This is a genomic window from Pseudoduganella namucuonensis, from assembly GCF_900116645.1.
Lineage (GTDB): Bacteria > Pseudomonadota > Gammaproteobacteria > Burkholderiales > Burkholderiaceae_D > Rugamonas > Rugamonas namucuonensis.
In genome coordinates, this window is sequence record NZ_FPBO01000014.1 from 21,330 (window position 1) to 40,437 (window position 19,108).

Below are 19,108 nucleotides of genomic sequence, written 5' to 3' on the forward strand. Positions count from 1 at the left end.
ACACCGAGCAAGCCCGCTCGTTGACCGTGAACATCGGCCCGATCGACCTGAGCGCCAGCGTGAAGATGACGCAACAGGGCGCGACCCTGAACCGCGCCACCGGCAAGTATGTCGGCGCGATGACGCTCACCAACACGACGGGCTCGACCTTGACCGGTCCGCTGACGCTCAGGCTGAACGGCTTGAGCAACGGCCTGGTGCTCGACAACGCCACCGGCATGGACGCCGCCGGCGCGCCGTATGTCGCCCTGGCCAACCCGCTCGCGCCCGGTGGAACGGTGACCGTGAACCTCACGTTCTCGAACCCCAACCGCGCCCTCGTCACCTACTCGGCGCAGCTGTTCCGCGGCCAACCTTAAGGAGGATTCACCATGCACAACGCTGTCAAACACAAGATCGCTTCCCTCCTGCGCCGCGCGGCGCTGGCCCTGGCGCTGGCCACGGGCTGCGGCCTGGCCTCGGCCGGCGTGGTCCACGTGACGATCGACACCTCGTCCTTCGGCGCCGCCAGCGGCTTCCTGGACATGAACCTCGGCGCCAGCGGCGACGTGCCGCTGGCGACGGCGACCGTGACCAACCTGGTCGGCTTCCAGAGTTCGCCGTACATCGATTCATGGGGCCTGACTGCGGTCGCCGGCGGCTGGCGCTTCCGCAACGACACGTCGAACGACCTGTTCCAGTCCGTCGATTTCGGGGGCGTGCTGTCGTTCGACCTCACCTTCGCGGGCGCGGTCGATCCGATGACGAATTACATCTCGAAATTCGTCGTGTCGGCGTTCGGCAGTGACGGCTTCACGCCGCTCGGCCACTACGATCCGGTGACCGGGGCGCTGGCCGAATTCGCCTGGACGCCCGGGCTCACCGCTGGCGCGGATGGCCACATCTTCGCCAACCTATCGGATCCGCACGTCAAGGCGGTTCCTGAACCGGGCCCGTGGCTGTTGATCGCCATCGGCTTCGCCGCGCTGGCGGTGGCACGGCGCCGGGCCGCCTGAGGAAGGCGCCACGCGTTTGGCGTGGCGGGACCTCTGCCATGCCGCCATGGCCGTTCGCGGCCGTGGCGGCATTTTCCATCCGCAACCGCAAAGGGGACATTCGATGTCGAGAACGCCCATCGTATTCAAAAAGACGAGCAATCTGCTGCTGGAATTCATCGGCGACGAGCTGACGGTGGGCGAAGCGCTGCCCTCTGAGCAGCGGCTCGCGACCATCTGCCAGGCGAGTCGGACCGTGGTGCGAAACGCGATAGGCCATCTGCAGACGCTGCGGGTGATCGACGGCGCGACCGGGCGCCGCGTGATCCGGCCGCCGGCGGACGAGGACTATTTCCACGTGGAGGAATTGCGCTCCGGCTCGGAACGCGTCCAGCAGGTGCTGATGGACAGGGTGCTGCAGCGCGACTTGCAGCCGGGGGCGGAATTCTCGGAGGCGGAGCTGGCGCGCGAGGCGGACACCAGTACCGCCAGCGTGCGCGAATTCCTGACCGGCTTCGCGCGTTGCGGCCTGATCCAGAAAAAGCCGCGCGGTGGATGGCGCCTGCGCGGCTTCGATCGCTCGTTCGCTTCGGAATTGGCCGATATGCGGCAGCGGTTCGAGTTCGAGGCGGTCGAACGCTTTTGCGCGCTTCAGCCGGACGACCCCGCGCACACGGAGCTGGCCAAGCTGATCGCGAGGCACGAGCAGCTCAAACCACGCATGATTTCCTGCTACAGCGAATTTCCGGCGCTGGACCGGCAATTCCACACATTCCTGGTTGGGCTGCTGGGCAACCGCTTCGCTCAAGGCTTCTACGACATCATCTCGTTCGTCTTCCACTATCACTATCAGTGGGAAAAGAGCGGCGAGCGGGAACGCACGGTCTACGCGCTGGAGGAGCACCTGGCTGTCTTGTACGCCTTGTCGGAACGGGACCAGGTCAAGGCGGTGCGCGCCTTGCGTAAACATCTGGACACCGCCCGCGAGACGCTGGGCGCCGCGATCGGTGCGCGGGTTAAATCAACTGACGGTTCGCCATTAACGGGAATGAAAAAACAATGAAGAAGAAATTCTGGCGGCAGACGCCGGAAGGCGCTGGCGACGTCCATTCGCAGGCGATGCCGGCGATGGAAGCGGCCATCATATCCACTGGAGCATTTGAGTATGTTTGAACTGAACCACATTGCGATGGCCCTGCGATCACTTGCCCTATTTGGCATGCTCGCCGCCAGCGTCGCCGCACGAGCCGAATCGCCGCCCCGCGCGCCGATAGACAGCGTGCCGATGGCGGACGTGAATTCCGCCCCGGAGGTCAAGCTCGACTTGCCGATCACGCCGGGCCCCTTCGAACCCACCTGGGAGTCGATCGAGCGGCGCTACCCAGGCACGCCTTCCTGGCTGCGCGACGCCAAATTCGGCATCTGGGTGCATTTCGGCCCCCAGGCTGCGGGGATGAGCGGGGACTGGTATGCGCGCAAGATGTACATCCCCGGCACGCCCGCCTACAACAACCACCTCAAGACCAAGGGCCATCCATCGGTGGCCGGCTACAAGGAGGTGCTGCGCGACTGGAACCCGAGCAAGCTCGATCCGGCCAGGCTGACCGCGATCTACAAGGACGCCGGCGCGCGTTTCATGATCGTCCAGGGCGTGCACCACGATAATTTCGACCTGTGGAATTCGCGTCACCACCCCTGGAACTCGACCCGCATGGGCGCCAGGCGCGACCTGGTGGGCGAATGGTCCAAGGCCGCCAAAGCCGCCGGCATGCGCTACGGCGTGGCCTTCCACCATGAATACTCCTGGTGGTGGTGGCAGACCGCGTTCGGCAGCGACGCGCAAGGCCCGCTGGCGGGGGTTCCCTACGACGGCCACCTCACCCTCGCCGACGGCAAGGGAAAATGGTGGGGGGGGCTCGACCCGAGCTTGCTGTACAACGTCGACCTGCGCGAATACAAGGGCGTCGAGGCGGCGGCCCACTCGCCCTGGAGCCCGCCGCCGGCCGGCCTGTTCAGCCGTCACGCCGCCTATTCCAAGTGGTACGCCACCCAATGGGCGCGCCGCGTCATGGACGTGGTCGATCAATACGATCCGGACTTCATCTACACCGATGGCACCGGGTCCCAGCCGTTCAGCGGCAGCCACACCGGCACCGGCATCAAGGCCGACGCCACCCAGCGTGTGATCGCCGACTTCTACAACCAGACCCTGAAAAGGCGCGGCAAGGTCGACACCTTCAGCGTCATCAAGTTCCGCCCCAAGACCAACGGCACCGTGACCACGGAGGAGGGAAGCATCCCCGCCGGTATCAAGTCAGACCAGGACTGGATCGCGGAAACGCCGGTGGGCGATTGGTACTACGGGCCGGACTTCAGCTACGACTCGGGCGCGGTCATCCGCTACATCCTCGAGCAGGTCGCGCGCGACGGCAACGCCGCCATTTGCATTTCCCCGCTGCCGGACGGCTCCCTCGACGAGGGCAGCACCCGCATGTTGAAGGAGATCGGCGCCTGGATGCGGGTCAACGGCGAAGGCATCTACGGCAGCAAGGCGTGGAGCGTGCTGGGTGAAAGCGAGAACGGCAAACCGCGCACCCTGCCGGGCGGCGCGATCGGCAAGAGGCAGGCGGAGTTCCAGTTCGGCCCCAAGGACTTCCGCTTCACGGTTGGCAAGGACGGCTCGCTGTACGCGTTCACCATGGCGGTGCCGGCGCCCGGCAGCGAGATCCGTATCGCTTCCCTTGGCGCCAGCGCCAATCTGCTCGGCAAGCCGGTCCGTTCCGTTTCGCTGCTCGGCCATCAGGGCGCGCCGCTGCGCTGGAGGCAGGAAGCCGACTCCCTCGTCATCAGCGCACCGTCGGCGATGCCCTTCGCCACCGCGGTCGCCTTCAACATCCAGTGAGCAAGAAGCGCTGGGTCGGCCGGAGCGCCACGCTGAAAACACAAAGCTGGCCCTACGAGGACTTGGGTTTTAAACGCATCAATATTTTTCCCAGCCGAGCCAAAAGCTCTGTGGTATTATATAAATTAAGTACAATACAAAGGCGCCAGCACCCCGGCCGCCGGGTCGTCAAGCCCGGGCGGCGGGGTGCCTGGTCCGATAGATTCCAGCCACAAAGGACACACCCATGCCAACCACCACGGCGCCCGCCGCGCCATGCCTGTTGTTGATGTCGCCCGAAGACAACTGCCTGATCGCCCGCACCAAGCTGGCCGCCGGCGAGGCGTTGACGATAGACGGCGCCACCGTCGTCTTGCCCGAAGATGTGCCGCTGGGCTACAAGGTCGCCCGCACCGCGCTGCGGCCCGGCGACAAGGTGCTGCGTTACGGCGCCTTGATCGGCACCGTCACCGCTGAGGTGGCCGCCGGCGCGATGCTGCACACGCACAACCTGGCCAGCGACTACATCCCCACCTACACACTGGGCGCCGACGCCCATTCCTTCATCGGGAGCACCCATTGAACATGACCACCTCCATGCCCGCGCTGTCGGGGTACCCGCGCGCCGACGGCCGCAAGGGCATCCGCAACATCGTCGTTGTCGCCTACACCGTCGAATGCGCCCACCACGTGGCGCGCCTGATCGTCAATGCCTTCCCCGGCCAGGAAGTGCACCTGATCGGATTCCCGGGCTGCTACCCGAACGACTACGCCGACAAGATGATGCGGCGCCTGATCACCCACCCCAACGTGGGCGCCGCGCTGATCGTCTCGCTGGGCTGTGAAAGCTTCAACCGCGTCGGCCTGGAAGAGGAGGCCGCCGCCGCCGACAGGCCGGTCCACACCATCACCATCCAGAACAACAGCGGCACCCGCACCAGCGTGGCGGACGGCGTGGAATGGGTGCGCTGGGCGCTGGAATCGCTGGCGCCGCAGCGGCGCGTGCCGATGGCGCCGCATGAACTGGTGGTGGCCACCATCTGCGGCGGTTCGGACAGCACCAGCGGCATCACCGCCAACCCGGCCGTCGGGGTGGCCTTCGACCAGCTGGTCGCGGCGGGCGCCGCCTGCATCTTCGAGGAGACCGGTGAGCTGGTGGGCTGCGAATTCCACATGAAGCGGCGCGCCGCCACGCCGGAACTGGGCGACGCCATCGTGGCCTGCGTGGACAAGGCGGCCCGCTACTACACCGTGCTGGGCCACGGCAGTTTCGCGCCGGGCAACGCCGATGGCGGCTTGACGACCCAGGAGGAAAAATCGCTGGGCGCCTACGCCAAGAGCGGCGCGTCCCCCATCAGCGGCATTCTGAAACCGGGCGACCAGCCGGCGGGCGGTGGCTTGTACCTGCTGGACGTGGTGCCCGACGGCGAGGTGCGCTTCGGCTTCCCCAACATCTCGGACAACGCGGAGATCGTGGAGCTGATCGCTTGCGGTGCCCACCTCACGCTGTTCACCACCGGGCGCGGTTCCGTGGTCGGCTCGGCGATTTCGCCGGTGATCAAGGTGTGCGCCAACCCCGCTACCTACGAGCGCCTGTCCGAGGACATGGACGTGAACGCGGGCCGCATCCTCACCGGGGCGGCGTCGCTGCAGGAAGTAGGCGGAGAGATCGTGGACCTGGTTGCACGCGTGGCCAACGGCGAGAAAAGCTGCTCGGAGGCGCTCGGCCACCAGGAATTCATCCTCACCTACAAGCAGTTCGAGGCGGCCGCCGGCCCTGGATGCTTCCCCTTGAAAGCGGCCTGACATGCAAGCGAACATGATCGCCAGCGATACGCGCAAGCTGCCGCGCGCCGGCATCGCGCTAAGCGGCCTGGGCCTGGGTTGCGCCCAGCTCGGCGGCTTGTACCAGGCGATGAGCGAGGACGAGGCGCGCGCCATCGTCGACGCCGCGTGGGACCTGGGCGTCCGCTATTTCGACACCGCGCCTTACTACGGCTACACGCTGTCCGAGCGCCGGCTGGGCGCGGCGCTGCGCGAACGCGAGCGCGCCGGCTATGTGGTCAGCACCAAGGTGGGACGGCTGATGCTGCCGGACGACGCGGTCCAGCCGGGCGAAAACGGCTGGGCCCAGCCCCTGCCTTTCAGGCCGCGGTTCGACTACAGCTACGACGGCGTCATGCGCTCGCACGAGGAAAGCCTGCGGCGCCTGGACATGGACCGCGTGGACATCCTGTATGTGCACGACATCGGCAACGTGACGCACGGCGCGCGCCAGCCGCACTACTGGGAGCAGTTGACCAGTGGCGGCGGCTTCCGCGCGCTGACGCGGCTGCGCGACGAGGGCAGCGTGGGCGCCATCGGCCTGGGCGTCAACGAATGGGAAATCATCGCCGACGCGATGGACGCCTGCGACATCGACTGCGCGCTGCTGGCGGGACGCTACACCTTGCTGGAACAGGCGTCGCTGGAACCGCTGCTCGACCGCTGCGCCCAGCGCGGCATCGGCATCGTGATCGGCGGCCCGTTCAATTCCGGCATCCTGGCGGGCAACCGGAAATTCAATTACGAGGACGCGCCGGCGGACATCGTCGCCCGCGTCGAGGCCATCGAGGCGGTCTGCCGCGAGTACGACGCGCCGATCCAGGCCGCCGCCCTGCAGTTCCCGATGGCCCATCCGGCGGTCGTGTCCTGCGTCGCCGGCGCGCAAAGCCCGGCGCAGTTGCGCCAGAACGCCGCATGGTTCGCGCAGCAGCTGCCCGCCGGGCTGTGGCGGGAACTGGCGCGGCGCGGCCTGATCGACGGCCGGGCGCCGACCCCGTAAGACTCACCACAAACGACTCACATTTTTGAAACGACTTAAAAGGGAAACACCATGAAATTGCTGCGCTTCGGCCCCAAGGGCAACGAAAAACCAGGCCTGATCGACGCCAAAGGCGTGCTGCGCGACCTGTCCGCGCACCTGCCGGACCTGACCTCGGCCCACCTCGGCCGCGCCGCGCTGGACAAACTGGCTTCCATCGATCCCGCCCAGCTGCCGGCCGTCGAGGGCCCGGTGCGCATGGCCCCCATCGTGGCCGATATCGGCAAGATGATCTGCGTTGGCCTCAATTACTCGGACCACGCGGCCGAATCGGGCATGGCCGTGCCGGCGGAGCCGGTGCTGTTCACCAAGGCCACCAGCGCCATCATCGGCTGCAACGACGCGGTCGTGCTGCCGCGCGACTCGGTCAAGAGCGACTGGGAAGTGGAACTGGGCGTGGTGATCGGCACGCGCGCCCGCTACGTGGACGAGGCCAGCGCGCTGGATTACGTGGCCGGCTACTGCGTGGTGAACGACCTGTCCGAGCGCGAATATCAGCTCGAGCGCGGCGGCCAGTGGGACAAGGGCAAGGGCTGCGACACCTTCGGCCCTGTCGGCCCGTGGCTGGTCACCGCCGACGAGGTGCCGGATCCGCAAAACCTGGACATGTGGCTGGAAGTGAACGGCAAGCGCTACCAAAACGGCAACACGCGCACCATGGTGTTCACCGTGGCGCACCTGGTGAGCTATATCAGCCGTTTCATGACGCTCAATCCCGGCGACGTGATCAGCACCGGCACCCCGCCGGGCGTGGGCCTGGGCCAGAAGCCCGATCCGGTGTACCTGCGCGCGGGCGACCGCATGGCGCTGGGCATCGCGGGCCTGGGCCAGCAGAACCAGACCGTCCACGCGTGGAACCCCGAGCTGATCGACGGCTAAACGGCTCCCCGCCGCCATACAACCACAAGGCACCGTCAAGCGTGCCTGACTTGGAGACAGCAAGGCCATGACCGAACCAACCAGCCGGCAATCCTACGCGTTTGCCTTTGTGATGATCACGTCGCTGTTTTTCATGTGGGGCTTCGTCCATAACCTCGATCCCATACTCATTCCCCACCTGCGGCGCTCGTTCAGCCTGAGCGTGCTGCAATCGGCGCTGGTGGATTCGGCCGTCTTCATCGCCTACTTCCTGATGGCGCTGCCAGCGGGGCTGTTGATCCGCCGTGCCGGCTACAAGCGCACCATGATCTTCGGCCTGATGCTGTTCGCCCTCGGCGCGCTGCTCTTCATTCCGGCCGCGGACACGCAGCGCTATTCCTTCTTCCTGGGCGCGCTGTTCATCATCGCCTGCGGACTGACCGTGCTGGAAACGGCGGCCAATCCCTATATCTCGATGCTGGGGCGGCCCGACCGCGCGGTCCAGCGCCTGAACCTGGCGCAGTCCTTCAACGGGCTGGCCGCCACGCTGGCGCCCATCGTCGGCGCGCGCCTGATCCTGGTGGAGGGCGCCAGCGACGCGCAGCTGCAATCGATGTCCGACAGCGTGCGCCAGGCAACGCTGGCGGCGGAGGCGGCCAGCGTGAAGGGCCCGTATATGGCGATCGCGCTGGTCATCGTCGTCATCGCGGTGATCTTCTATTTCCTGAAGCTTCCCGCGCTCGGCGCGGGGGGGAATGAAAAGGCGTCCGCCGTCCCGGTGGGCGAGGCGATCGCGCGGGCCTTGCGCAAGCCAGGCATTCGGCGCGCGGTGATCGCCCAGTTCTTTTACGTCGGTGCGCAGGTCTGCGTGTTCAGTTTCTTCATCCTGTACGCGTCCCACGCGGCCGGACTGTCGCAGATCGCGGCGGCCGATTACCTGGGCTGGGGTTGCGGCCTGGCGTTCGTCACCGGCCGCTTCGCCGGCACCTTCCTGATGAAATACATCGCGTCGGCGCGCCTGTTGCTGATCTACGCGCTGATCTGCACGGCCTTGTCCGGCGTCGCCATGTTCGTCGGCGGCACCGCCAGCCTGGCGGCGGTGATCGGCATCGCCTTCTTCATGTCCATCATGTTCCCCACCATTTTCGCGCTCGGCATCCGCGACGCGGGCGAGGACACGGAGATGGGCAGCAGCCTGATCGTCATGAGCATCGTGGGCGGCGCCGTGTTGCCGCTGATGTTCGGCTACATCAGCGACGCCACCCACAACCTTCAATTCGGCTACGCCGCGCCGCTGCTCTGCTTCGTCGTGATCGCCTGGTTCGCTCGGGCGGCGGCGCAGGAGCAGGGCTCGCAGGCGGCCATCACATCCACTGGAGCTTTGAAGCATGTTTGAACTGAACCACAAGAAGGCCGTCGTCACCGGCGGCGGCAGCGGAATCGGGCGCTCCATCGCCACCCTGTTCGCGCGGCAGGGGGCGGTCGTCCACATCGTCGACATCAGCGAGGCCGCCTGCGCGGAGGCGGTCGCCGAGATCCGCGAGGCGGGCGGGCAAGCCCACGGGCACGCCTGCGACGTGACGCGGCAGGACGCGGTCCACGCGACGTTCGAGTCCATCGGGCCGCTGGACATCCTGGTCAACAACGCCGGCATCGCGCACATCGGCAAGGCGGACAACACGAGCGAGCAGGACTTCGACCGCGTCATCGGCGTCAACGTGAAGGGCGTGTACAACTGCCTGCACGCGGCCATCCCCCGCCTGCGCGAGAATGGCGGCGGCGTCATCGTCAACATGGCGTCGGTGGCGGCATGGGTGGCGGTGGCCGAGCGCTTTGCCTATTCGACCGCCAAGGGCGCCGTGATGGCGATGACCTTGTCGGTGGCGAAGGACTATCTGCAGGACCGCATCCGCTGCAATTCGATTTCGCCCGGCCGCGTGCACACGCCCTTCGTCGACGGCTTCATCGCCAAGCAATATCCGGGCAAGGAAGCCGAGATGTTCGAGCGCCTGGCGAAGACGCAGCCCATCGGCAGAATGGCCAAGCCGGACGAGGTGGCGGCGCTGGCGCTGTACCTGTGCAGCGACGAGGCCTCTTTCATCACCGGGAGCGACTACCCGATCGACGGCGGCTTCATCACGCTGAACTCCTGACGCCACGCCTGAACACGCTTATAAGCAAACCAATGACCAAACCAATTTTGACCTCCATCGCGGCGGCTGTCGCTTCCATCCTGTTGCCGGCCGCGTGGGCCTCGGCCGCGCCCGCCGTCGTCACGTCCCCGGATGGACGCCTCTCCATCCAGATCGAGGATGACGGCGGCCGGTTCTCGATTTCCCGCCGCGGCGAGACCGTCATCAAGCCTTCGCCGCTGGGCCTGGAGCTCGACGGCGCGCCGGAATTCGGCGCCCTGGTGCTGGAAAAGCGCGACGACGTCCGGGTCGACCGGACCATTCCGCTGGTGGCCACCAAGGCCTCCAAGGCGCGCGACCGTTATCGCGGCGCCACGCTGGTGTTCCGGGAGCGCGCGCCCGCGGGCCGCAGGCTGTTCGTCGACGTGCGCGCCTATGACGACGGCGTCGCGTTCCGCTACCGCGTGGACGGCGCGGAACCGGTGCGCCTGCGCGGCGAACGGACCGCGTTCGTCCCGGCCGGCGATCCCGAATGCTTCGCGTCCGTCGCCGACGGCGCGCACGAGGAGCCCTTCGAACGCATGAAGGTGTCGCAGCTGCTGGACAGCCGCGGCTACGACGTGCCGATGGTCTGCTCCACGGCTTCCGGGAAGACCTCCTACGCCATCACCCAGGCCCATCTCGCGGGTTACACCGGCGCCTCGCTGTGGCGCGAAGGGGAGGCGCTGCGGGTGCGCCTGTCGGCGCCGCCCAAGCGGCCCGGCCCGGCGTTCGTTTCCTCGGCGGGGCTGACGACGGCCTGGCGCGTGGTCATGACGGGCGACCGCGCCGGCGACCTGATCGGCTCGCACCTGATCGGCAACCTGAATCCGCCGCCGCGGGGCGACTTCAGTTGGGTCCGTCCGGGCAAGGCTGCGTGGGACTGGTGGTCCGGCCCCCTGGCCGGCATGAAGCCGACCATGGACAACTACCGCCGTTTCATCGACTTCGCGGCGGCCGCCGGATTGCCGTACTACCTGATCGACGCGGGCTGGGCCTCCGGCCCCGGCGGCTGCTGCGACGCGCTGCCCGACACCGACATCCGGCGCGCCGCCGACGGCATCGACATGCCGGAGCTGGTGCGCTACGCGGCCGGCAAGGGCGTGGGGCTGATGCTGTGGGCGCACTGGGAGCATCTGGTGCCGCGCATGGACGAGGTGCTCGACATCTACTCGCGCTGGGGCATCAAGGGCGTGAAGGTCGACTTCATGAACCGCGACGACCAGGACATGGTCGCCTTCTACGAGCGCATCGCGGAAGCGACGGCGAAGCGCCGCCTGCTGCTGGACCTGCACGGCGCCTACGTTCCGGCCGGGCTGCAACGCACCTATCCGAACTTCATCACGCAGGAAGGCGTGCTGGGCGCGGAGTGGAACAAGATGAGCAAGAAGATCACGCCGCGGCACAACCTGACGCTGCCGTACACGCGCATGCTGGCCGGCCCGATCGACTACACGCCCGGCGGCTTCAACAACGGCACGCCTGCGAGCTTCTCGGTGCGCGAGGTGGCGCCCCTGACGCAAACCACGCGCGGCCAGGCGCTGGCCATGTACGTGGTCTACGACAGCCCGCTGCAGATGGTGTCCGACGATCCGGAAACCTACCGCAACGCCGCCGGATTCGATTTCATCAAGCGCGTGCCGACCGCGTGGGACGAGACGCGCTTCCTGTCCGGCGAGCCGGGGCGCGACATCGTGCTGGCGCGGCGCCAGGGCGCCAACTGGTACTTGGGCGCGATGACGGCGGACGAGGCCAAGGACGGCCGCGTCGAGCGCGTCTCGCTGGGCTTCCTGCCCGCCGGCCGCTACCGCGCCACGGTGTGGGACGACGGCGGCACGCCCAACGAGATCCGGCGCGTGGAGCGTGAGGTGACGGCCAAGGACGCGCTCTCGCTGCGCCTCGCCGCGGCGGGCGGCGCGGCGGTGATCCTGGAGCCGCTGCCGTGAGAGCGGCATAGTCTGCGGGGCGGATTCCGCGGCGCCCGGCGGTGGCCATCCCGGCCATCGCCGGGTGCGGCGGGACCGCCGTTTTCCGGCCTCATATGGTAACGATACCTTTTTTGTGGATTCACGATGAAAAACACCTACACGCGGGGCAAAGCCTTGCTTCCCCTTCTTGCCGCCGCCACGCTGGCCGCGCCGCTGCCTTTGCCCGACCGCGGCGGCGTGCCCGAGTTCAAGCTGTTCGACTACGGCGTCATGGGCCCGCCGGTGACGCCCGCTATAGCACTGAAGCTGAGCGGGGTGGCGCCATGACGATCCGAATGACAGTGGCGCGTGTCCTCTTCATTCTGCTCGCCGTGTGCGCGCTGGGCTGGGCCCCGGCGCGGGCGGCGGCCCCGGCGCGGGAAGTCGTGCAGCTGAACCGCGCGTGGACCTTCACCCTGGGCGATCCGGCCGGCGCGGCGGCGAGCGGTCCGGTCGACAAGGGCTGGGAACAGATCCACCTGCCGCACTCGTTCAGCCTGCCGTACTTCCTCGGTCCGGACTTTTACACCGGCTACGGCTGGTACCGCAAAAACCTCCAGGTGGAACCGTCGTGGCGGGGCAAGCGCTTGTCGCTGGAATTCGACGGCGTGTTCCAGGAGGCCGAGATCTACGTCAACGGCGCCATGGCGGGCCGGCACGTGGGCGGCTACACCGGCTTCACGGTCGACATCACCCCCTACGCGCGCGCGGGCGCCAACACCATCGCGGTCCGGGTCAACAACGTGTGGAACGCCCGCGTGGCGCCGCGCGCCGGCGAACACGTGTTCTCGGGCGGCATTTATCGCGACGTCAGGCTGGTCGTCACCGACCCGGTCCACGTGGCCTGGTACGGCACCTTCGTGACCACGCCCGAGGTGTCGGCGGAGCGCGCGTCGCTGCGCCTGCAAACCGAGATCGAGAACCACGCCGCCGAGGGCAAGACCGTGGTGCTGGTGTCCAAGGTCTTTGGACCCGGCGGGAAACTGGTGACGCACGCCAGGACCGAGCGCGCGGTCGCCGCCGGCGCGACCACGGTGTTCGAGCAGCGTCCGCCCGAGGTGTCCAAGCCTTCGCTGTGGGGACCCGGCAATCCGGTCATGTACCGGCTGGAAAGCTCGGTGATGGTCGACGGCCGCGTGGTCGACTCGTATTCCACGCCGTTCGGCATCCGCTCGATCAAATGGACGGCCGACAAGGGCTTTTTCCTGAACGGCAAGCACGTCTACCTGCTGGGCGCCAATGTCCACCAGGACCACGCCGGCTGGGGCGACGCCGTTTCCCACGCCGGCATGCGGCGCGACGTCCGCATGATCAAGGACGCGGGCTTCAATTTCATCCGCGGCTCGCACTATCCGCACTCGCCGGCCTTCAGCCGGGCGGCCGACGAACTGGGCATGCTGTTCTGGTCCGAGGCGCCGTTCTGGGGCATAGGCGGCTTCGGCCCGGACGGCAACTGGATGGCGAGCGCCTATCCGCCAGCGCCGGAGGACCGCCCCGGATTCGAGCAGAGCGTGCTCGCCCAGACGGCCGAGATGATACGGATCCATCGCAACCATCCGAGCATCATCGCCTGGAGCAACGGCAACGAGCATTTCTTCAGCGCGCCGGAATCCATGGACGCGCTGCGCGTGTTCGTCAAGCGCCAGGTCGAATTCATGCGCGGGCAGGACCCGACGCGTCCAGCCGCCGTAGGCGGCGCGCAGCGCGGCGGCATCGACCACCTGGGCGACATCGCGGGCTACAACGGCGACGGCGCGACCTTGTACCTCAAGCCGGCGCACGCCAGCATGGTGTCGGAATACGGTTCCACCATCGCCGACCGGCCCGGGAAGTACGAGCCGGGCTGGGGCGACCTGCCCGGGACGCCCGACCAGAAGGGGAGCGCGCAACGCTATCCGTGGCGCTATCCGTGGCGCAGCGGCGAGGCCATCTGGGCCGGTTTCGACCATGGCACGATCGCCGCCGTCGAGTTCGGCCGCATGGGCATGATCGACTATTACCGCATCCCCAAGCGGCAGTACTACTGGTATCGCAACGAGTACGCCCACATTCCCCCGCCGGCGTGGCCGGCGCCGGGCGAGGCGCATCAGCTCTCGCTCACGGCCGACAAGACCGCCATCGCGGGAACCCAGGGACACGACGACGTCCAGTTGCTGGTGACCGTGCGCGACAAGACAGGGCTGGCCATCAGCAATTCGCCCGACGTCACGCTGTCGATCGAAAGCGGGCCTGGCGAATTCCCGACCGGCCGTTCCATCACCTTCAAGCACGGCTCGCGGATCGAGATCCGCGACGGCCTGGCGGCGATCGAGTTCCGCTCCTATCACGCGGGGAAAACCGTGATCCGCGCCACGTCCCCGGGCCTGAAGGACGCGCTGATCGAGGTGACGACCGAGGGGCCGGACCGCTATGTCGAGGGACAAAGCCAGGTGGCCAGGGCGCGCGCCATCGTCGACTATCCGCCCGCGGCCAAACCGTCGGCGGCGGCGATGGCCAAGAACGTCGTCGTCAACCGGCCGAGCAAGGCCAGTTCGTCGGCCGGCGGCCACGCCCCGTCGCTCGCCAACGATGGCGACGCGGCCACCTACTGGCGGGCCGGCGAGGCGGGGGAGGCGACGTGGTCGGTCGACCTCGAGAACATCTACGAGGTGCGCGGCGTGGAGTTCTCGCCCCACGCGGCGGCCGATGTGGCGTTCACGATCGAAGCGTCGCTGGACCGCGTCCAGTGGCGCCAGGTCGGCGCCGGGGCCGGCGCGCGGGCGAGCCACGCCCTGGCGATGTCGGGAGCCGCGGTCAAGGCCAGGTTCATGCGCGTGCGTTTCGCCGCAGCGCCGGCCGGAACCGCCGCCAGCCTCGATGAATTCCGCGTGCTCGCCGTGCCGTCCGGGGAGTGATGCGCCTGGCCCTAAAAGCGATTGAATGTATGGAATTTATACCGTACAATAAATTATATTGAAAACAGCCTTGAAAGCCGATATGGAAATGAAACGGATTTTGTGTGAAACGCCCGGCAGCCTGCGCATGACGCATGCGCCTATCCCCGTGGCCAGCGCGGACGAGGTGCTGCTGCGCGTGCGCCGCATCGGACTATGCGGCACCGACATGCACATCTTCCGCGGCACGCAGCCGTTCCTGCAGTATCCGCGCGTGATGGGCCATGAGCTGTCCGGCGAAATCGTCACCGCGCCGGCGGGCTCGGACCTGGCGCCCGGCGACCAGGTCTACGTCATGCCTTACCTCTCTTGCGGCAAGTGCGTGGCCTGCCGCCAGGGCAAGACCAACTGCTGCACCAACATCCAGGTGCTGGGCGTGCATCGCGACGGGGGCATGGCGGAGTACCTGTCGGTGCCGGCGCAATTCGTGTTCAAGACCGATGGCATCTCGCTGGACGACGCCGCGATGCTGGAGTTCCTGGCCATCGGCTGCCACGCGGTCCGCCGCGGCGCGGTCCGCCCCGGGCAGAAAGTGCTGGTGGTCGGCGTTGGACCGATAGGCGTGGCCGTGGCCCTGTTCGCGCAACTGAAGGGCGGCCAGGTCACCGTGCTGGACGGCCGCGAGGAGCGCCTGGACTTTTGCCGCGACGCGCTGGGCATCGAGCGCACCGTCGCGGTGGGCGAGACCGACAAGCGGCAGCTCTCCGACCTCAGCGGCGGCGAATTCTTCGACGTCGTGTTCGACGCGACCGGCAACGTCAAGGCGATGGAGAAGGGCTTCGAGTACGTCGCCCACGGCGGCAGCTACGTGCTGGTCTCCATCGTGCTCGACAGGATTTCGTTCGCCGATCCCGAATTCCACAAGCGCGAAACCAGCCTGCTGGGCAGCCGCAACGCGACCGCCGACGATTTCCGCGAGGTGCTCGCGGCGGTCAAGGCCGGCCTGGTGCCGATGCGCCTGATGAACACCCACCGCACCACCCTCGATGGCTTCATCGACGTGCTGCCCCAGTGGATGGACCCGGCCAGCGGCGTGATCAAAGCCATCATCGAGGTCTGAGTGAATCCGATACTGCAATTTGGCACCAGCCGTTTCCTGCAAGCGCACGTCGACCTGTTCGTCAGCGAGGCGATGGCGCGCGGGGAGGCGCTGGGCGGCATCACGGTGGTGCAAAGCACAAGCAGCGCGCAGAGCGCGCGCCGGGTGGCCGCCTTCAACCAGCCGGGCGGATATCCGGTGCGCGTGCGCGGCTGGCGGGACGGCGCGGCGGTCGACCGCGAGCAGCGCGTCACCTCGGTCACCCGCGCCTTGCAGGCGGACCGGGACTGGGCGCTGATACGCGAAGAGGCCGCCACCACGGCGCGCGTCATCGTGTCCAACACGGGCGACCGCGGTTATGAGCTGGCGCCTGAGGACCATCCCGGGCTGCTCGGGCAGGACACCGCGCCGCGCAGCTTCCCGGCCAAGCTGCTGGCGCTGCTGCATGCGCGTTACCTGCGCGGCGGCGGCGCCATCACCCTGCTGCCATGCGAGCTGGTGGCCAACAATGGCAGCGCCTTGCGCGCGCTGTTGCTGACGCTGGCGCGCGACTGGTCGCTCGACGCCGGATTCATCGGCTATATCGAGAACGACTGCGTGTGGGTCAATTCGCTGGTGGACCGCATCGTGTCCGAGGCGATCGAGCCTGCCGGCGCGGTGGCCGAGCCATACGCGCTGTGGGTGATCGAGGAGCAAGCGGGCATGGTGCTGCCGTGCGCGCATCCGCAAATCGTGGTGACGGATAGGCTCGAGCCATATGAGCGGCGCAAGCTGTACATGCTCAATCTAGGCCACACCTTCCTGGCCGAGCAGTGGCTGCGCATGGGGCGTCCGGCCGGCGAGACGGTGCTGATGGCCATGTCCGACCCCGGCCTGCGCTCGCAAATCGAGGCGGTGTGGCGGGAGGAGGTGCTGCCGGTGTTCCGCGCGCTGGGCGAGGAGGACGAGAGCCGCGCCTACCTGCAAGAGGTCAAGGATCGTTTCGACAATCCCTTCCTCGCGCACCGGCTGGCCGACATCGCGCAGAATCACGAGGAGAAGAAACGCCGGCGAGTGCTGCCGCTGGTGGCGCTGGCCGGCGAGCTTGGCCTCGCGCTCGAACAGCCGCGCCTGCGCGCCGCGCTCGAAGGCCTGCCGCGGTGAGGGCGCTGCCGAGGGCGTGCCGGCGGGACGTATTCAATACAATGGGCATCCGTATGCAGACGCGAGGCGGCGCTTGGGCGCCTATCGGAATTCATGGCCAGACCTTCCACCATCTTCAAGCGTAGCGCCAATCTGCTGCTGCGGCACATCGCCGAGAACCTGGCGATCGGCGAGGCCTTGCCGACCGAGCATCGCATGGCCGAACTGGGGCAGGGCAGCCGCACGGCCGTGCGCAGCGCGCTCGACCACTTTCTCGAGCGCGGGCTGATCAGCGACCTGAAGGAGCGCCGCGTGCTGCGCAAGCCGCAGCGGCGCGACTATTTCGCCTTGACCGAGTTGCAGACCGGCGCCGACCGCATCCATGAAGTGCTGATGGAGCGCATCTACCAGAGCGACCTGCCGCCAGGCTCCGAGTTTTCGGAAGCGGAGCTGGCGCGCGCGGCCGGGACCAGCACCGTCAGCGTGCGCGAATTCCTGATCGGTTTTTCGCGCTCCGGCCTGATCGAGAAGAAGCCGCGCGGCGGCTGGCGCCTGTGCGCCTTCGACCACGCTTTCGCGATGGAGCTGGCGGACGTGCGGCAAATGTTCGAGTTCGCGGCGGTGGAGCACCTGGCCGGGCTGCCGCCGGACGACGCGGCCTTCGCCACGCTGGCGGACCTGATCGCGCGGCATGAACAACTCGGTTCGGTGATGCCGGCGCGCCACAAGGATTTCCCGGCGCTGGACCGCGATTTCCACACCTTCCTGATCGGTTTGCTCGCCAACCGCTTCGCGCAGAACGTCTACGAGATCGTCTCGCTGGTGTTCCACTACCACTACCAGTGGGACAAGCGCGAGGAAATGGAGCGCAACCAATACGCGGTGCAGGAGCACCTGGCCATCCTGCGGGCGCTGGCGCGGCGCGACGCCGCGGGCGCGCGCGAGGCCATGCGCACCCACCTAGACTCGGCGAGCAGAACGCTGCTGCTGGCGATCCAGAGCAGGGAAACCAGGCACCACCCCGGCTGAGGTTGCGCGCGCGGGCCAGGCGCGGGACCGGCTTTCAACTGACTTTTGCAAGGGACGACCATGTCAACTTCCTCCACGGCGCCGCGTATCGACGCCCACCAGCATTTCTGGCGCATCGCCGACCGCGGCGGCGCCTGGCCGCCGCCCGAACTGGCCGAGCTGCACCGCGACTTCCTGCCGGACCAGCTGGAGCCTGCATTGGCGCGGCACGGCGTCGCCGGCACGGTGCTGGTGCAGTCGCTGCCGAGCGAGGCGGACACCCTGTTCATGCTGGACCTGGCCCGGCGCCACTCCTTCATCGCCGCCGTGGTGGGCTGGGTCGACCTGAAGCGCGCGGACGCGGCGGCGCGGATAGGCGCATTGGCCGCCGACCCGAAACTGCGCGGATTGCGCCCGATGCTGCAGGACCTCGACGACGAGCGCTGGATAGACGACCCCGCGCTGGCCCCGGCGGTCGAGGCCATGCTGCGCCACGGCCTGGTGTTCGACGCGCTGGTGCTGCCGCGCCACCTGCCCGCGCTGCTGGCGTTCGCGCGGCGCTACCCCGATCTGCCGGTCGTGATCGACCACGGCGCCAAGCCCGCCATCGCGCAGGGCGCGGCCGAGCCGTGGCGCACGGACCTGGCCCGCCTGGCGGCCCTGCCGCGGGTGCACTGCAAGCTGTCAGGACTCGTGACGGAGTCCGGCGCCGACTGGACCGTCCCGCGACTGCAACCGTACGTGGATCACATCCTGGGCGTGTTCGGCGCCAGGCGGGTGATCTGGGGCAGCGATTGGCCGGTGCTGAATTTAGCGTCGACGTACGCGGGCTGGGTCGCCGCCAGCGATGCATTGCTGGCGGGTCTGGACGAGGCGCAGCGGCGCGACATTTTTGGTGGAAACGCGCAGCGTTTCTATCGCCTAGCCTGAGGAGACGAGATGCAAAGAATGGGAATGATGATCGGGCTGGTGCCCGAGAAAATCGCCGAGTACAAGGAACTGCACGCGGCCGTGTGGCCGCGGGTGCTGGCCACGCTGAGCGCGGCCAATGTGAAGAACTACACGATCTTCCTGCGCGAGCCGGAAAGCCTGCTGTTTGGCTACTGGGAGTACCACGGCGAGGATTTCGAGGCGGACATGAGGATGATCGCGGCCGATCCGGAAACGCAGCGCTGGTGGACCTTCTGCGAACCCTGCCAGGTGCCGCTGGCCAGCCGCGCCGAGGGCGAGCACTGGGCGATGATGGAAAACGTGTTCCACATGGATTGAACGCGGGCGGGCGGCGCCCCGCC

The 19,108-nt window shown here is 67.6% G+C and carries 18 protein-coding genes; all 18 read left to right on the top strand.

Annotated elements, in window-relative coordinates:
• The first annotated feature begins 20 nt into the window (after positions 1–20).
• The 18 genes from BM436_RS15970 to BM436_RS16050 all read left to right on the top strand — a co-directional run bounded on the left by BM436_RS15970 (position 21) and on the right by BM436_RS16050 (position 19,085).
• The gene (locus tag BM436_RS15970; RefSeq protein WP_093556531.1) at positions 21–359 is read left to right on the top strand and encodes a hypothetical protein; all 339 of its coding nucleotides are present in this window, start codon (positions 21–23) and stop codon (positions 357–359) included.
• A 12-nt stretch (positions 360–371) separates the two neighbouring features.
• Positions 372–995: an NF038129 family PEP-CTERM protein gene (locus tag BM436_RS15975; protein ID WP_093556532.1), complete on the top strand. Its 624-nt coding sequence runs from the start codon at positions 372–374 to the stop codon at positions 993–995.
• Positions 996–1,098: 103 nt separating this feature from the next.
• Positions 1,099–2,037, top strand: coding sequence for a GntR family transcriptional regulator (locus BM436_RS15980; RefSeq protein ID WP_093556533.1), 939 nt, complete (start codon positions 1,099–1,101; stop codon positions 2,035–2,037).
• A 102-nt stretch (positions 2,038–2,139) separates the two neighbouring features.
• The gene (locus tag BM436_RS15985; RefSeq protein ID WP_218164873.1) at positions 2,140–3,876 is read left to right on the top strand and encodes an alpha-L-fucosidase; all 1,737 of its coding nucleotides are present in this window, start codon (positions 2,140–2,142) and stop codon (positions 3,874–3,876) included.
• 226 nt (positions 3,877–4,102) lie between these two features.
• On the top strand, positions 4,103–4,438 hold the full coding sequence (locus tag BM436_RS15990; protein ID WP_093556534.1) for a UxaA family hydrolase: 336 nt from the start codon (positions 4,103–4,105) through the stop codon (positions 4,436–4,438).
• Positions 4,439–4,440: 2 nt separating this feature from the next.
• On the top strand, positions 4,441–5,661 hold the full coding sequence (locus tag BM436_RS15995) for a UxaA family hydrolase (protein ID WP_093556535.1): 1,221 nt from the start codon (positions 4,441–4,443) through the stop codon (positions 5,659–5,661).
• A gap of 13 nt (positions 5,662–5,674) precedes the next feature.
• Positions 5,675–6,679, top strand: a complete 1,005-nt coding sequence (locus tag BM436_RS16000; protein WP_093556637.1) for an aldo/keto reductase — start codon at positions 5,675–5,677, stop codon at positions 6,677–6,679.
• Between the two features lie 51 nt (positions 6,680–6,730).
• Positions 6,731–7,597, top strand: a complete 867-nt coding sequence (locus BM436_RS16005; RefSeq protein ID WP_093556536.1) for a fumarylacetoacetate hydrolase family protein — start codon at positions 6,731–6,733, stop codon at positions 7,595–7,597.
• Between the two features lie 67 nt (positions 7,598–7,664).
• A complete protein-coding gene (gene fucP / locus BM436_RS16010; protein ID WP_093556537.1) occupies positions 7,665–8,972 on the top strand; it encodes an L-fucose:H+ symporter permease in 1,308 nt (435 codons plus the stop codon).
• A complete protein-coding gene (locus BM436_RS16015) occupies positions 8,965–9,729 on the top strand; it encodes an SDR family NAD(P)-dependent oxidoreductase (RefSeq protein WP_093556538.1) in 765 nt (254 codons plus the stop codon). The genes fucP and BM436_RS16015 overlap by 8 nt, the downstream gene beginning before the upstream one ends.
• Before the next feature lie 32 nt (positions 9,730–9,761).
• A complete protein-coding gene (locus BM436_RS16020) occupies positions 9,762–11,693 on the top strand; it encodes a glycoside hydrolase family 97 protein (protein WP_093556539.1) in 1,932 nt (643 codons plus the stop codon).
• 126 nt (positions 11,694–11,819) lie between these two features.
• Entirely contained in the window at positions 11,820–12,002 is a 183-nt protein-coding gene (locus BM436_RS37090; RefSeq protein WP_177307230.1) for a hypothetical protein, read from the top strand.
• A gap of 8 nt (positions 12,003–12,010) precedes the next feature.
• Positions 12,011–14,608: a glycoside hydrolase family 2 protein gene (locus BM436_RS16025; RefSeq protein WP_177307233.1), complete on the top strand. Its 2,598-nt coding sequence runs from the start codon at positions 12,011–12,013 to the stop codon at positions 14,606–14,608.
• A gap of 88 nt (positions 14,609–14,696) precedes the next feature.
• A complete protein-coding gene (locus BM436_RS16030; protein ID WP_093556638.1) occupies positions 14,697–15,707 on the top strand; it encodes a zinc-binding alcohol dehydrogenase family protein in 1,011 nt (336 codons plus the stop codon).
• On the top strand, positions 15,708–16,829 hold the full coding sequence (locus tag BM436_RS16035) for a mannitol dehydrogenase family protein (RefSeq protein WP_229490349.1): 1,122 nt from the start codon (positions 15,708–15,710) through the stop codon (positions 16,827–16,829). It begins immediately after the preceding gene.
• Positions 16,830–16,922: 93 nt separating this feature from the next.
• Positions 16,923–17,837, top strand: coding sequence for a GntR family transcriptional regulator (locus tag BM436_RS16040; RefSeq protein ID WP_093556541.1), 915 nt, complete (start codon positions 16,923–16,925; stop codon positions 17,835–17,837).
• A 60-nt stretch (positions 17,838–17,897) separates the two neighbouring features.
• A complete protein-coding gene (locus BM436_RS16045) occupies positions 17,898–18,746 on the top strand; it encodes an amidohydrolase family protein (protein WP_093556542.1) in 849 nt (282 codons plus the stop codon).
• A 9-nt stretch (positions 18,747–18,755) separates the two neighbouring features.
• Complete coding sequence (locus BM436_RS16050) at positions 18,756–19,085, top strand: L-rhamnose mutarotase (protein ID WP_093556543.1); 330 nt, start codon at positions 18,756–18,758, stop codon at positions 19,083–19,085.
• The last annotated feature ends 23 nt before the right edge of the window (positions 19,086–19,108 follow it).

Coding starts and splice junctions, on each gene's coding strand:
- BM436_RS15975 (WP_093556532.1), top strand. CDS start 372: ATGCACAACGCTGTCAAACACAAGATCGCTTCCCTCCTGCGCCGCGCG.
- BM436_RS15980 (WP_093556533.1), top strand. CDS start 1,099: ATGTCGAGAACGCCCATCGTATTCAAAAAGACGAGCAATCTGCTGCTG.
- BM436_RS15985 (WP_218164873.1), top strand. CDS start 2,140: ATGTTTGAACTGAACCACATTGCGATGGCCCTGCGATCACTTGCCCTA.
- BM436_RS15990 (WP_093556534.1), top strand. CDS start 4,103: ATGCCAACCACCACGGCGCCCGCCGCGCCATGCCTGTTGTTGATGTCG.
- BM436_RS15995 (WP_093556535.1), top strand. CDS start 4,441: ATGACCACCTCCATGCCCGCGCTGTCGGGGTACCCGCGCGCCGACGGC.
- BM436_RS16000 (WP_093556637.1), top strand. CDS start 5,675: ATGATCGCCAGCGATACGCGCAAGCTGCCGCGCGCCGGCATCGCGCTA.
- BM436_RS16005 (WP_093556536.1), top strand. CDS start 6,731: ATGAAATTGCTGCGCTTCGGCCCCAAGGGCAACGAAAAACCAGGCCTG.
- fucP (WP_093556537.1), top strand. CDS start 7,665: ATGACCGAACCAACCAGCCGGCAATCCTACGCGTTTGCCTTTGTGATG.
- BM436_RS16015 (WP_093556538.1), top strand. CDS start 8,965: ATGTTTGAACTGAACCACAAGAAGGCCGTCGTCACCGGCGGCGGCAGC.
- BM436_RS16020 (WP_093556539.1), top strand. CDS start 9,762: ATGACCAAACCAATTTTGACCTCCATCGCGGCGGCTGTCGCTTCCATC.
- BM436_RS37090 (WP_177307230.1), top strand. CDS start 11,820: ATGAAAAACACCTACACGCGGGGCAAAGCCTTGCTTCCCCTTCTTGCC.
- BM436_RS16025 (WP_177307233.1), top strand. CDS start 12,011: ATGACAGTGGCGCGTGTCCTCTTCATTCTGCTCGCCGTGTGCGCGCTG.
- BM436_RS16030 (WP_093556638.1), top strand. CDS start 14,697: ATGAAACGGATTTTGTGTGAAACGCCCGGCAGCCTGCGCATGACGCAT.
- BM436_RS16040 (WP_093556541.1), top strand. CDS start 16,923: ATGGCCAGACCTTCCACCATCTTCAAGCGTAGCGCCAATCTGCTGCTG.
- BM436_RS16045 (WP_093556542.1), top strand. CDS start 17,898: ATGTCAACTTCCTCCACGGCGCCGCGTATCGACGCCCACCAGCATTTC.
- BM436_RS16050 (WP_093556543.1), top strand. CDS start 18,756: ATGCAAAGAATGGGAATGATGATCGGGCTGGTGCCCGAGAAAATCGCC.